This window comes from Streptomyces sp. NPDC055749, assembly GCF_053617235.1.
In genome coordinates this window covers 233599-246928 of record NZ_JBSHFH010000002.1, presented here as the reverse complement: position 1 = coordinate 246928, position 13330 = coordinate 233599, and the positions used below count along the sequence as shown (strand labels likewise).

Genomic DNA, 13330 nt, shown 5'->3' with positions numbered 1-13330 from the left:
GCCCTGTCCATCCCTGGTTTGAGCCCGTTGTCAGTGGGTCAGTGCACTATCGGGGTGGGAGGTGGCGTGATGATGACGCACGCGGCGTACGACTGCGAGGTGCTGGTGATCGGCGGCGGGATCGTCGGTCTGTCGACGGCGTATGCGATCACGCGTACCGCTCCGGGCACCCGGGTCACGGTCCTGGAGAAGGAGTGGGGGCCGGCCCGCCATCAGACCGGGCGCAACAGCGGAGTGATCCACAGCGGGATCTACTACCGCCCGGGTTCGCTCAAGGCCCGTTTCGCGGTGCGGGGCGCCGCCGAGCTGGTCGACTTCTGCGCGGAGCACGGCATCGCCCACGCCGTGACCGGCAAGCTGATCGTCGCGACCGAGCGCTCCGAGCTCCCCCGGCTGCACGGCCTGGTGCAGCGCGGCCGTGAGCACGGCCTGCCGGTCCGGGAGCTGGGACCGGCGCAGATCGCGGAGTACGAGCCGCATGTCCGGGGCCTCGCGGCGATCCGGGTGGGCACGACGGGCGTATGCGACTTCGGCGCCGTCGCGGCGCGCTTCGCCACGGAGGTGAGCGGGGCGGGCGGACAGATCCGTTACGGGGCCGAGGTCACCGCGGTCGACCGCCGCCCCTGGGGTGTGGCGGTGCGGACGGCGGACGGCCAGGTCGTCCGGGCCAGAGTGCTGGTCAACTGCGCGGGTCTGCACAGCGACCGGGTGGCGCGGCTCGCGGGCGACGACCCGGGGGTGCGGATCGTCCCCTTCCGCGGGGAGTACTACGAGCTCGCCAGGGAACGGCTGGTGCGCGGCCTGGTCTATCCGGTGCCGGACCCCGCGTTCCCCTTCCTCGGGGTGCACCTGACCCGGGGCGTCGACGGTTCCGTACACGTCGGGCCGAACGCCGTACCCGCCCTGGCCCGCGAGGGGTACAGCTGGCCGGTCGTGCGCCCGCGTGAGCTCGCGGACACGCTGGCCTGGCCGGGGTCCTGGCAGATCGCCCGGCGGCACTGGCGGTACGGGGCGGGGGAACTGCACCGCTCGCTGTCGAAGCGTGCGTTCACCCAGGCCGTCCGGCGGCTGCTGCCCGAGGTGACGGAGGACGATCTGCGGCCGTCCCGCGCCGGGGTCAGAGCCCAGGCGGTGCTGAGGGACGGCACGCTGGTCGACGACTTCCTGATCCGTGAGGCACCGCACACCGTGCACGTACTGAACGCGCCGTCGCCCGCCGCCACGGCCTCGCTGCCCATCGGGAGGGAGGTCGCGCGGCGGGCCCTGCTGCGGGCTCGTGCCACGGGGTGGAAGCCACCCGCCGTAGAATCGGGGCATTGTGTCTGAGTCCCTGAACCCCACCCCCGAGACGCCCGGCGCCACGGACGACGCGGCTGCCCTGCGTGCCGCCTCCTTCGAGCGGATGCGCCGGCTGCGCCAGGAGCCCCGCTTCCCCGGCGGACCCGCCGCCGATCCCGCGGGCTCGCACCACGAGCGCCGGATCCGCAGTTTCCAGCCGCGCCGCAGCCGGGTCACCGCAGGCCAGGAGGACGCCCTCCAGCGACTCTGGCCGAAGTGGGGCCTGGACATCGACGGACTGCGCGTCCTCGATCTGCCCGAGCTGTTCGACGGGCTGCCGGTGATCCTGGAGATCGGCTTCGGGATGGGTGAGGCCACCGCGCAGATGGCGGCCGACGACCCGGGCACCGGGATTCTCGCCGTCGACGTGCACACCCCCGGCCAGGGCAATCTGCTCGCTCTCGCGGACCGGTCGGGTCTGTCCAACGTCCGGGTCGCCAACGGCGACGCGATCATCCTGCTGCGCGAGATGCTGGCGCCCGAGGCGCTCGACGGCCTCCGGGTGTACTTCCCCGACCCCTGGCCCAAGGCACGCCACCACAAGCGGCGGCTGATCCAGCCGGAGTTCCTCGACCTGGTGGCGGGGCGGATGAAGCCGGGTGCCGTGATCCACTGCGCGACCGACTGGGAGCCGTACGCGGAGCAGATGCTGGAGGTGCTCACCGCGCACCCCCGCTTCGCGAACACCCAGGCGGACGGCGGATACGCGGCACGGCCCGCGTTCCGGCCCCTGACCCGGTTCGAGGGCCAGGGCCTGGACAAGGGACACGTCGTGCACGACCTGCTCTTCGCCCGCGTCTGACGTTCCGCGGACGCCTCACCCTGAAGCCCCCCGCCGCGGGGGGCACCACCGGTCTCGGCCACGTGCCGGTCGCACCATGGTCAGCTGTCAGTCCTCCTCGTTAGGGTCGTCGGGTGTCCGAATGGTCCCCGCAGCACCAGCAGCCGGCCGTCCCGGTTCTCGAGGAGCAACGGCTCGGCGAGTTCCTGGGCGCCGTACCGGAGCACGGCCGGTGGCGTTACCGGCCGCGCCGCGTCGGCCTGGTGTGGCGCAGCAAGGCGTTCCGCGCCGGTGCGGTGATCTCCGTACTCGCGCTCTGCGGGCTGCTCATCCTGTCCTTGGTGCGCGAGCAGACCGGTACGGAGGGCTTCCTCGTCGGGCTCGGGCTCGCCCTGCTGCCGGTGCCGCTGCTGATGGCGGCGTTCCGCTGGCTGGACCGGGTCGAGCCGGGTCCCTGGCGGAGTCTGCTGTTCTCCTTCGCCTGGGGTGCGTGCGCCGCCGCGCTCGTCGCGATCACCGCGAACACGTTCGCGGCCCGCTGGATAGCCACGGCGACCGCGGACCCGTCGCGCGCCGACACCCTGGGCGCCACGGTGATAGCGCCCGTCGTCGAGGAGAGCGCGAAGGCCGCCGCGGTCCTGCTGATCTTCCTGTTCCGCAGACGGGAGTTCAGCGGCGTCGTCGACGGCATCGTGGTCGCCGGTTTCACCGCGACCGGCTTCGCGTTCACCGAGAACATCCTCTATCTGGGCAACGCCTTCGGCGAGGACCAGCTGTTGGGCAGCACGGGGATCGGCTCGGTGACGGCCGGGACGTTCTTCGTCCGCGTGGTGATGTCGCCGTTCGCGCACCCCCTGTTCACCGTGCTCACCGGCATCGGCTTCGGGATCGCCGCGCTCAGCGCGCGCCGCCGTCGGTTCCGCCGGATCGCGGTGCCGCTGCTGGGGCTGGCGCTCGCCATGGGCATGCACGCCCTGTGGAACGGCTCGTCGACCTTCGGCACGTACGGATTCCTCGCCGTGTACGGGGCGTTCATGGTCCCGTCGTTCGCCCTGGTGACCTGGCTGGCGATCTGGTCGCGCCAGCGCGAGCTGCGTACCCTCGCCGCCGAGCTGCCCGCGTACGCGGCGGCCGGCTGGCTCTCGCCCGCCGAACCGTCGGCGCTCTCCTCGATGCGGGCCCGCGGGATGGCCCGTGATGTGGCCCGCCACTGGAACAGCGGTCAGGAGCGGGGAGGTGGCAGGGCCGCGGCCCGGTCGGTGGCCGAGTACGAGTCGTTCGCGACGTCGCTGGCCGTGCTGCGGCGAAGGGCCCGCCGCGACGGGGCGGGCCCGGACTTCGCGGTACGGGAGCAGGAGCTGCTGCACCACCTCTGGCAGCGCAGGGACGTCGCGGGACCGGCCCTGACGTACGCGGCGCATGCCACGGGCCGGCTCGGGCGGCCCCGCCCGAGCGCGCCACCCCCGGCCCCGCACCAGTCGTACGGCGGCTACAACCCGTACCTGAATCCGGCACCGCCGGGCGCCGGGCTCCCGTACCAGCAGCCGCCGTACCAACAGATCCCGTACCAACAGCGCGCCTACCAACAACCCCCGTACCAGCAGCGCCCCCACGGCTCACCGCACCGCCCGGCGCATTGAACGTGCGTCAGGCGGACGCCTCCGTCAGTGCCGCCAGCTCCTGCTCCGTCAGCCGGAGTCCGGCGACGGCGACCAGTGCGGGCACCTGCTCGACAGTGCGGGCCGACGCGATCGGCGCCACCACGGTCGGACGGGCCGCCAGCCAGGCCAGGGCGACGGTGGCGATCTCGGCACCGTGCTCCGTCGCGACCGTGTCGAGCGCGGCGAGAACCTTCCGCCCGCGCTCCGACTCCAGGTGCTGGCCCGCCTTCTCGGCCCGCGCGCTCTCGACCGTGACCCCAGCCCGGTACTTGCCGGTGAGGAAGCCCGAGGCGAGTGCGAAGTACGGGACGGCGGCGAGGCCCGCGGCGGCGGCCGTGTCCTGGAGCGCACCCTCGTAGGTGTCGCGTGAGACGAGGTTGTAGTGCGGCTGCAGCGCCACGTAACGGGCGAGACCCTCGCTCTCGGAGAAGTCCAGGGAGGCCCGCAGCCGCTCGGGGCTGATGTTGGAAGCGGCGATCTCGCGCACCTTGCCGTCCTTCACCAGCTGGTCGAGGGCGGTGATGATCTCCTCGACCGGGACGGTCTCGTCGTCGAAGTGCGTGTAGAAGAGGTCTATGTGATCGGTGCCGAGCCGGCGCAGTGATTCCTCCGCGGCGCCCTTGATGGTGGCGGCGGAGAGCCCCTTGTACGAGGGGTGGGCACCGATCTTGGTGGCGACGACGATCTCGGAACGGTTGCCGCGCGAGGCGAGCCACTTGCCGATGACGGTCTCCGACTCGCCGCCCTCGTTGCCCGGCGCCCAGGCCGAGTAGGAGTCGGCGGTGTCGATGAAGTTGCCGCCCGCCGCCGCGTAGGCGTCCAGTACGGCGAACGACGCTGTTTCGTCGGCCGTCCAGCCGAAGACATTGCCGCCGAGTGCGAGCGGGAAGACCTGAAGGCCGGAGGAGCCGAGCGTGCGCAGAGAAGTCATGAGTGGTGCAACCCCGTCCCCGAGGCACCCTATTCCGTTTCCCGGCGTGGAAAACGGCGAACCGGCAGCCCTGACGTCGGGGGGTGTGCGTCAGGGCTGCCGGGGTTCAGGTGCGCCCTGGAATCAGGACACGGTGTCTCAGCTGCCGGGTCTCAGACCGTGAGGCCCTTGCTGCGGAGCCAGCTCATCGGGTCGATGCCCGAGCCGCCCGGGGTGTGGACCTCCAGGTGGAGGTGGGCCCCGCTGGAGTTGCCGGTCGAGCCGACGCGGCCGATGACGTCGCCGGTGCTGACCTGCTGGCCCGCGGAGACGTTCATCGAGGACTGGTGGCTGTACGTGACCTCCGTACCGTCTTCGAGCTCGATGACGGTGTGGTAGCCGTACGACGTGTGCCAGCCGGCCGAGGTGACGGTCCCGCCCTTGACGGCCTTGATCGGTGTGCCCGCCCCCGCGGCGAAGTCGAGGCCGGTGTGCTGGCCGGAGGACCACATGCTGCCGTACTGACCGAAGGTCGAGGTGATCGTGTACGAGGAGACCGGAAGGGTGTAGCTGGCGGCCAGCTTGGCGAGCCGCTCGGCCTCCGCCTTGCGCGCGGCGGCCTCTTCGGCAGCCTTCTTCTCGGCGGCGGCCTTGGCCTCGGCCTCGTCCTGCTGGGCCTTGGCCTCGGCGGCGGCCTTCTCGGCTGCCGCCTTCTCCGCGGTGGCCTTGGCCTCGGCGTCGGCACTGGCCTGCTGCTGCTCGGCCTGCTGGAGGATGCGGGTGCGCAGCGCCTCTCCGGCGTCGGTCGTGCCCTGCTCGGCCTCGGCGGTGGTGATGCCGGCGGTGGTGAGCGGCGACGACGCGGCCACCGTGGCGGTGTCCTTCGCGCCGGAGTCGTCGGACATCAAGGAGCCGACGCCGGGAATGGACTTGGCGTCGGGCAGATTGTCCGCGATGGAATCGGGAAGAGATATGGAGACCGGCGGCTTGCCCTGAGCGGTGGCCATGCCACCGGCACCGACTGCCGCGATGACGCCGACCCCGAGGACGGTGGAGCTACGAGCGAGACCGCGCTGCTTGGCTACGCGATGCCTGCCGCGAACGGGCCGGATGGACTCCTCGGTGGGATTCCATTCCTCCCAGGTCCGGTCCTGGCCGCCGAGAGTATCGGTGGCGAAGGGTGACGGGGCCTCGGGGGCAGGCTTGTTGGACGCCACGTGGGCGCACTCCTTTCCTTCCTTCTCGCCTACCGGGTTAGCTGACGGGTTCGGAGCAGGAAGGTCTCCTACGGGCCGCTCTGCCTCTTGCGAGGCACAGGTGGCCCGATTCACCCCATGTAGGTGGTTCCCCGGTTTCCTTGCGGAATTCGGCGCTCGCGCACGGTGCCGCCTCTTGCGACGACTGGGACAACCGCGCTGCGTTATCGAACGTTAATAGACACACGGCCCCGATTCCAAGCTGTTCCGGGTGATCGTTCGTGACTTTGGCCTGGACTTACCGGGATACAACCGGGTGGAATCGGGCGAGTTGAACACCCCTCATCCGTCATTTCATTTCTGACGTTGCGTCAAATGTTATGCGGAGCGGCACCCTTCGGTTACGGACGGTTGTCCCGTACCGGAGCGGCCGTCGCGCGGCTCTGCCGACGGCTCGTCAGCCAATGGCTCATTCCGCACCCCCGGCGTTCCCCCGGCCCACGATCTTCACGGTGCGCCGCCGCTCGGGCTGCCCCTCCGCGGGCCGGCCGACCGCGAGCAGCGCCATGTCGTCCGTGGACCTTCCGCCCGTATGCAGGCGTACGTCGTCGGTGAGCGCGGAGAGCAGCTCCTCGGGACCGGGGAAGATCCGCCCGCGCAGCCGGGCCGCCGGGTCGTAGAAGACCCCGTCCGCGTCCCGCGCCTCGGAGAGGCCGTCGGTGAACATCAGCAGCGTCGTACCCGGGGGCAGCGCCCACTCGTCCGCCCGGTCCGGCCACACACCCAGATCCATCCCGAGCGGCAGCGCGGGCGAGGTCGACACCAGGACGTCCAGCCTGCCGTCCGCGTGCAGCAGGATCGGTTCGGGGTGCCCCCTGTTGACGATCCTCACGAGGCCGGCGCCTGACGGGATCTCACCCAGCGCGGCGGTGATGAACCCCTCCATGGCATCGAGGCCGCCGCGCCGCGTCCCCTCCCGCGCCAGCGCCCGCTCCAGGCGCTGCGCCACGCCCTCGAGCGAACGCTCCTGCTCGGCGGCCTCCCGGAACGCCCCGATGACCACCGCGACCGCCCCGACCGCGTCGAGCCCTTTGCCCCGTACGTCCCCGACCACGAGCCGCACCCCGAACGGGGTGTCCGCGACGGCGAACAGGTCACCGCCGACGTACTCGTCCGCCTGAGCCGCCTCGTAACGTGCCGCGACGTGCAGCCCGCCGATGCGGTCGGACGGCTTCGGCAGCACCGCGCGCATGGCGGTCTCCGCGATGACCCGCGCCGAGGCCAGCTGTTCGTTGCCCCGCCGGACGACACCGTTGATGAAGAGGGCGAGCAGCCCGGCGGTGATCACGGTGGCCAGTTCGATGACGGGCTCGACCTGATCGAGCGAGCGGCTGTACAGGTCCAGCAGCACCATGGCAACGGCCGAGGCGACACCGATCCGGAGGGTGCTGGCCCGCGAGAAGAACGGCGCGGCGATCAGGGGTGCCGCCACGAAGAGGGGTACGGGGGTGAAGGTGGGCGGGGTCGTGACGTCGAAGAGTGCCCCGCCCGCGATCATCAGCGCGGGCAGCACGCGGACGAACCGGCGGGCACGGACTCCTTCGGGAGTTCCGCGCCGCCACATGTCCCGCTTCCCCACCTGTGTTCTCCTGCCGGTCCGTCTACGGTTGCGGACGGTACCGCGCCCCACCCAGGCTGACCGGAGCCGCGCCGTGCGGCGACTCGTCATCGGCCAAAGGGAGGAGCCGTGCCGGAGCCGGCCTTCAGGGCCCGCCGGGCCCGGGAAACGACTCGGGCCCGGCACGCTGTGTGCGTGCCGGGCCCGGTCCTTCAGTAGCGGGGACAGGATTTGAACCTGCGACCTCTGGGTTATGAGCCCAGCGAGCTACCGAGCTGCTCCACCCCGCGTCGGTAAACACAACTCTACGGCATCCGGGACGGGCTCATGACCACCTGCCACCGAGGGCGGAGGACGGGCGGCCGTCAGCCCGTCTCCGGTGTGCAGAACACAGCGACCCGCTGGACGTGATTGCTGCCGAACCCGCCCCGGTTCCAGCGCTGGACCAGGGGCTGGGCGGCGCCGGAGGCATCGGTGGCACGGACGCCGAGCACGTGGCTCCCGGGCGTGGCCGTCCAGTGCGCCTGCCAGCCCCGCCACGCCCACCCGTGCCCCGTCGGCGCCGCGAGTACGGCATCGCTCCACGTACGGCAGTCGTCCGTACTCACCTCGACCTTGGCGACGGGGGCGCGCCCGGACCACGCGCGGCCTTCGAGCAGCACGGTTCCGGGGCGTACGACACGGGTCCGCGACATGAAATCGGGGAAACCCGGCGGGATCATCAGCGCGCGCGGGGCGATACGGGTGACCGGCTCGCCGGACTCTTCGGCCTCCTGCCGGTAGCGGTAGGCAACCGTCTGCTGGAATCCGGTGAACGGGGTGGCGGTGAGCGTGATCCGGCGCAGCCACTTCACGGACGCCATGCCGTACCAGCCGGGCACCACCAGCCGCAGCGGGCAGCCGTGCTGGGGCGGCAGCGGCGCCCCGTTCATGCCGTACGCCACCACCACCTCCGGGTCCTGCCCCTCGGCGATATCCAGGGGCAGGCTCCGCCGGTAGTCCTGCTCGACGCCGCGCTCGACCCCGTGGTCCGCGCCGACGAAGACGGCCTCGACGGCGTCCGCCTCCACACCGGCCTCGGCGAGCAGCAGCCGCAGCGGGACACCGGTCCACTCGGCCGTGCCGACCGCCTCGGCCAGCCACGGCTGGCTCACTGGCCGAGGGGAGAGCCCGGCCCGGCCGTTGCCCGCGCACTCCATCGTCACGCGGTGCGTGACCGCCGGGAACGAGCGCAGGGCCGCCGGGTCCAGCGTCAGCGGCTTCCGGACCCGTCCGTCGACGGAGAGCCGCCAGTCTTCGGCGCGGGCGGCGGGGATGTCGTAATGGACGAGAACGTAGTGCAGACCGGGCGGCGTGACCTCGTACCGCAGGGCCTCCAGCGGGAGACCGTGGTTGCGGGCCGCGAGTGCGAGCTCCTCCGGGCTGATTCCCTCGCCCGGTCCGGCGAGGCGCCCTGGGGTGCTGATGCCGTCGAGGTGTCCGTCCCCGTCCATGACTTCATGGTGCTCCTGCGCCCGGAGTTCGGCCCTCCGGCGCACGGTGTGTGCCGTCCCGCGCACGCTGCGGCGGCCGGATTGCGCGGTTCCGCGACCGGCGGGAGGGTTGAGGTACCAGCCCTGCGGTGCCGGTCCGCCGGTGGCTGTCGGGGAGGGCCGAAGCGTCGGCGTGCAATGTGTGCTGCCGATCCGCGCGTCGGCGAGGAGACAGCTCGGCTTGGAGACACCTTCCGCGAGATGACGGCTTCGGCGAGGAGACGGCCATGGACGGCACCACATTCGAGGCGATGAAGGACGCGCTGCGCGGCCCGGTCATCGGACCGCTGGACCCCGAGTACCTGGAGGCCCGCACCGTCTACAACGCCATGGTCGACAAACGGCCGGCGGCGATCGTGCGGTGCATGGACGCGGCCGATGTCATGGCCGCGGTCGACTTCGTCCGCGACAACGGACTCGAACTCGCCGTCCGGGGAGGCGGACACAGCGGCGCCGGGCTCTGCCTCGTGGACGACGGCGTCACCATCGACCTGTCGCGGATGCGCGGAGTACGGGTCGATCCGGCCACGAGTACGGCACGGGTCGCCGGTGGCGCGCAGCTCGGCGACCTCGACCACGCGGCGCACGGATTCGGTCTGGCGACGCCCGCGGGCATCATGTCGACGACGGGCGTCGGGGGCCTCACCCTCGGTGGCGGACACGGCTACCTCACCCGTAAGTACGGCCTGACGGTGGACAATCTGCTCTCCGCCGATGTGGTCCTGGCGGACGGCAGCTTCGTCACGGCGAACGAGAACGAGAACGCCGACCTGTTCTGGGCGCTGCGTGGCGGCGGCGGGAACTACGGGGTCGTCACCTCGTTCGAGTTCCGGCTGCATCCGGTGGGCACCGTGGGCATGGGGATCACGGTGTGGCCGCTGGACATGATCGGCGAAGTGCTGCGGTGGTACCGGGAGTTCATACCGCAGGCGCCCGAGGACGTGAACGGCTTCTTCGCGACGCTGGTGGTCCCGCCCGGCCCGCCGTTCCCCGAGGAGATCCACGGCCAGAAGATGTGCGGGATCGTGTGGTGCCTCACGGGCGACGAGCCCGCCGCGGTGGACAAGACCCTGGCCGTCGTCGAGGAGGCCGGCCCGCCCGCCTTCCACTTCACGTCGCCGATGCCCTATCCGGCACTCCAGACACTGTTCGACGAACTGATCCCCAAGGGCCTCCAGTGGTACTGGCGCGGGGACTTCTTCGACCGGATCTCGGACGAGGCCATCGATGTGCACGCCAGATACGCGGAGAGCCTCCCCTCCGACCTGTCGACGATGCACCTCTACCCGGTCGACGCGGCGGCGGGCCGGGTGGGCCAGGACGACACCGCGTGGGCCTTCCGGGACGCCGTCTGGTCCGGCGTCATCGCCGGCATCGACCCCGACCCGTCCAACGCCGCGACGGTCACGCAGTGGGCGATCGACTACTGGGACGAGCTGCACCCGCACTCCATGGGCGGTGCGTACGTGAACTTCATCGGCGCGGGCGAGAGCCCGGAGCGCGTCAGGTCGACCTACCGCGACCACTTCGACAGGCTCGCCGCCATCAAGAAGACGTACGACCCCGACAACCTGTTCCACGCCAACCAGAACATCGAACCGACCGAATGACCGTCAGCACACCCCTCCACGGGTGACACGTCCGGGTGCAAAGCACCCCAACTCCCCCACCGACTCACCCCCATTGCCCGATAATGTCTCCCCTGTCACGCACTGCCCCCGGGGAGACCATGCGTACCCGTACGACCGCCACCGCCACCGCCGCTCTCGGAGCGATGCTCCTGCTCACGACTCTCGGCGCCTGCACACAGTCCGAAGCGCAGGTGCGCGCGACGTGCGAGAGGGCGCTGGACAACCACTCGACGCTCAGTAACCGCCCCAAGGCCTGCCGCGACGTACCCGACGAGTCCTACCGGACGCTCCTGCTGGTCTACGACCTCAGAGCCGAGGGCCTCGACTGAGCCGGTGACCGGCCAACTCACCTGACCAACGGAGCGGCTTGCGCCATCCCGGGACAGCCGGTGCGTCACCCAGTTGGCGTGGCACTCTGCTGCGGCTGTTCAGTCTTGGGATGATCCGGTATGGAATCGACCGAAGCAGCCGCGGCGACCGATGGTGAGGGCGTTCCGGGCGGCGAGGTGGTGGACCTTGTGGTCCGGCTGGTCAGGATTCTGCTGGCCTCCTCCGGTGAGGGCGCCGAGCTGATCGGGCGCGGTGCTCGCGAGGCCGCCGAGGCGTACGGGCATCAGGTGTCGCTCGTACTGGTTCCCGACGGGGCGGTCGTCACCGTCACAGCGGTCTCGGGCGCGGCGTCCACGGTGACGGTGCGCGCGATGCCGGAGGTGTTGCGGCTCGATCAGTTGGTGGCTCTCAAGCCTCTGATGGAGGAGATCCGGGGCGGAGGGATGTCGGTGGCGGCGGCGCGTGAGCGTCTGCGGCGCATCGAGGAGCAGCCGGCCCCGTATCCGTGGTGGGGAAAGCTGGCGGGCATCGTGCTGATCGCTCTCGGGTTCGCGCCGCTGATGCAGGCCACGTGGTACGAGATCGGTTCCACTGCAGTGCTGGCGGTGCTGGCCGGGGGGCTGGCGGTGGCGGGGGACCGGCTGCCGCGGCTGGCGCTGCTCCTGCCACTGGCGGCTTCCACACTGGTCTCCGTCGTGACGCTGACGGTCTTCGCCCGGGATGCCGGGCACGGGGGGCCGGTCCTGCTGATGCTGCCGGCGCTGTTCTTCTTCGTGCCCGGTGACTACCTGAGTGCCGCGGTGGCGGAACTGGGTGCCGGGCTGATGACCACTGGTGCGATCCGGCTGGTGTACGCGGTGTTCCTGCTGGTGCAGCTGTACGTGGGAGTTCTGCTGGGGCTCGCACTGACCGGCTCGTCCGCGCGACAGCTGTTCGACGTGGCAGCGGCCTCGGACCTGCCGCGCTGGGCGCTGTTCTGCAGCTGGGCGGTCTTCACCGTCGGTGCCGTGCTCGCCTTCGCGATTCCGATGCGTCTGCTGCCCCAGCTCGTGGTGCTCGTCTACGTCACCGTGGGCGTGCAGTCGCTGGTGACGAAGGCGGTGGGTGAGACGGCCGGGACCTTCACGGCGGCCGTGGTGCTGGCGGCTGCGGCCAATCTCCTCAGCCACCGCCCCGGCATGCCCCCACGCCCGGTCCTGCTGCTGCCCGGCTTCTTCACCCTCACCGTCGGCTCGCTGGGCATGCGCGGGCTGACCACTCTGGCCGGAGGCCACGTCATCGCCGGCTTCACGGACCTGCTCAAACTGATCACGATCGTCACGGCCATCGCACTGGGGCTGATGGTCGGCGCGACCGCGACCGCCCGATCCAGGGACCTCGCACGCGTGTAGGAGAGCGAGTCAGCTGAATCCGGTGGGCGTGTTCGCGGGCGGCAGCCTGGGCGACGGGATCATCCGGCTGCCCGCGGCCCCGCCGATGAAGACCGCCTCTCCCACTACCGAGGGCCGTTCACTCCAATTCCCGTAGCGACGTAACCGGCAGGGCGCCGTACCGTCCGCGCACGAATCGCTCAAAATTCACGTCGGCGACGACCAGCTGCCAGCTCTGCATCCGTAGCGCCATCGCGCTCTGGCGCTCTTCGGCGTAGCGGAGGCGGCGTCCTGGAGTTCGAAATCCGGGTTTTCATGGCGCAATAACCAACGTCTTCTACCCAAAGAGTCCGAAGAACGCACAGTCGACTGATTGCCTTATGCCGGGCTTTTCGCCCAATTGATGAGCCGGGCCCACCTGCCACCCCCCGATCGGACCTGCGCCTGTCGCGGCGACTCGCCCTGTCGGACCGGCATCGATTCCGATCGAGCCGCCGCCCCCACTGCGCGCGCACCGCTGCCCTCCGCAGGCTCACACATGCACCGCTGAGCCGTCGGCACGCCCATGAGCACTTGGTCCACATGCCTCCCGCAGCCCTCATAGGTCATCTTCCGGCACGACCGGCAGACAGCACGCTGGCACATAATTCTTCCCCATTAGCTCTTCATTCGAGATCCACGATATTCACGTCACCATCACAAGGGGCTTCAGTATTTTCACCCTCTCCATAAACAGCTGACCTGTATCTGCACGGGCCGCGACCATGGAGCCGAATAGTGATCCAAGTGAGCCCCATTGCCAGTTGTAAATATCCGGAAATGAGGGACAGACGCCACATATCCGTCGCGCGGAACATCTCGCGACGTAGCGTCAAGTGGTCCGATTGAAAAATACCCTGAATTTGCTCGGGGCATCGAAATAGTGATTGCATCACGCCCGGTCACGGAATCGAGACACAGAGC

General features: G+C 70.5%; 10 protein-coding genes, 1 tRNA gene and 1 riboswitch. Of the genes, 6 read left to right on the top strand and 5 right to left on the bottom strand.

From position 1 onward, the window contains the following. The first annotated feature begins 69 nt into the window (after window positions 1-69). The 3 genes from lhgO to ACWGO0_RS02930 all read left to right on the top strand — a co-directional run bounded on the left by lhgO (window position 70) and on the right by ACWGO0_RS02930 (window position 3759). Window positions 70-1326 carry an L-2-hydroxyglutarate oxidase gene (lhgO, locus tag ACWGO0_RS02940; protein WP_453526984.1) on the top strand — a complete coding sequence of 419 codons (1257 nt, stop codon included), beginning with the start codon at window positions 70-72 and terminating at the stop codon, window positions 1324-1326. After that, complete coding sequence (gene trmB, locus ACWGO0_RS02935) at window positions 1319-2140, top strand: tRNA (guanosine(46)-N7)-methyltransferase TrmB (protein ID WP_453526981.1); 822 nt, start codon at window positions 1319-1321, stop codon at window positions 2138-2140. The genes lhgO and trmB overlap by 8 nt, the downstream gene beginning before the upstream one ends. Window positions 2141-2253: 113 nt before the next feature. Then, the gene (locus ACWGO0_RS02930) at window positions 2254-3759 is read left to right on the top strand and encodes a PrsW family glutamic-type intramembrane protease (RefSeq protein WP_453526978.1); all 1506 of its coding nucleotides are present in this window, start codon (window positions 2254-2256) and stop codon (window positions 3757-3759) included. A 7-nt stretch (window positions 3760-3766) separates the two neighbouring features. Here the strand turns inward: ACWGO0_RS02930 and ACWGO0_RS02925 are convergent, their stop codons facing one another. The 5 genes from ACWGO0_RS02925 to ACWGO0_RS02905 form a co-directional block, all read right to left on the bottom strand. Continuing rightward, complete coding sequence (locus tag ACWGO0_RS02925) at window positions 3767-4711, bottom strand: aldo/keto reductase (RefSeq protein WP_453526975.1); 945 nt, start codon at window positions 4709-4711, stop codon at window positions 3767-3769. Between the two features lie 152 nt (window positions 4712-4863). Beyond that, window positions 4864-5907, bottom strand: a complete 1044-nt coding sequence (locus tag ACWGO0_RS02920; RefSeq protein WP_453526972.1) for a M23 family metallopeptidase — start codon at window positions 5905-5907, stop codon at window positions 4864-4866. Between the two features lie 11 nt (window positions 5908-5918). Next, a riboswitch (cyclic di-AMP (ydaO/yuaA leader) is annotated at window positions 5919-6072 on the bottom strand. Between the two features lie 283 nt (window positions 6073-6355). Next, window positions 6356-7510, bottom strand: a complete 1155-nt coding sequence (locus ACWGO0_RS02915; RefSeq protein WP_453527036.1) for a PP2C family protein-serine/threonine phosphatase — start codon at window positions 7508-7510, stop codon at window positions 6356-6358. A 210-nt stretch (window positions 7511-7720) separates the two neighbouring features. Continuing rightward, window positions 7721-7794 (bottom strand) — tRNA-Met (locus tag ACWGO0_RS02910). A 75-nt stretch (window positions 7795-7869) separates the two neighbouring features. Beyond that, a complete protein-coding gene (locus ACWGO0_RS02905) occupies window positions 7870-8997 on the bottom strand; it encodes a sulfite oxidase (protein ID WP_453526969.1) in 1128 nt (375 codons plus the stop codon). A gap of 266 nt (window positions 8998-9263) precedes the next feature. Here ACWGO0_RS02905 and ACWGO0_RS02900 point away from each other — a divergent pair, with 266 nt between their 5' ends. The 3 genes from ACWGO0_RS02900 to ACWGO0_RS02890 all read left to right on the top strand — a co-directional run bounded on the left by ACWGO0_RS02900 (window position 9264) and on the right by ACWGO0_RS02890 (window position 12388). Beyond that, window positions 9264-10646 (top strand): FAD-binding oxidoreductase, encoded by a 1383-nt coding sequence (locus ACWGO0_RS02900; protein WP_453526966.1) that lies wholly within the window; start codon window positions 9264-9266, stop codon window positions 10644-10646. A 119-nt stretch (window positions 10647-10765) separates the two neighbouring features. After that, the gene (locus tag ACWGO0_RS02895; RefSeq protein ID WP_453526963.1) at window positions 10766-10996 is read left to right on the top strand and encodes a hypothetical protein; all 231 of its coding nucleotides are present in this window, start codon (window positions 10766-10768) and stop codon (window positions 10994-10996) included. Window positions 10997-11116: 120 nt separating this feature from the next. Then, window positions 11117-12388, top strand: coding sequence for a threonine/serine exporter family protein (locus ACWGO0_RS02890; RefSeq protein ID WP_453526961.1), 1272 nt, complete (start codon window positions 11117-11119; stop codon window positions 12386-12388). The last annotated feature ends 942 nt before the right edge of the window (window positions 12389-13330 follow it).

Excerpts from the sequence above, each read along its gene's own strand:
- ACWGO0_RS02915 (WP_453527036.1), bottom strand. The coding sequence starts at position 7,510 with ATGTGGCGGCGCGGAACTCCCGAAGGAGTCCGTGCCCGCCGGTTCGTC.
- ACWGO0_RS02895 (WP_453526963.1), top strand. The coding sequence starts at position 10,766 with ATGCGTACCCGTACGACCGCCACCGCCACCGCCGCTCTCGGAGCGATG.
- lhgO (WP_453526984.1), top strand. The coding sequence starts at position 70 with ATGATGACGCACGCGGCGTACGACTGCGAGGTGCTGGTGATCGGCGGC.
- ACWGO0_RS02925 (WP_453526975.1), bottom strand. The coding sequence starts at position 4,711 with ATGACTTCTCTGCGCACGCTCGGCTCCTCCGGCCTTCAGGTCTTCCCG.
- ACWGO0_RS02890 (WP_453526961.1), top strand. The coding sequence starts at position 11,117 with ATGGAATCGACCGAAGCAGCCGCGGCGACCGATGGTGAGGGCGTTCCG.
- ACWGO0_RS02900 (WP_453526966.1), top strand. The coding sequence starts at position 9,264 with ATGGACGGCACCACATTCGAGGCGATGAAGGACGCGCTGCGCGGCCCG.
- ACWGO0_RS02905 (WP_453526969.1), bottom strand. The coding sequence starts at position 8,997 with ATGGACGGGGACGGACACCTCGACGGCATCAGCACCCCAGGGCGCCTC.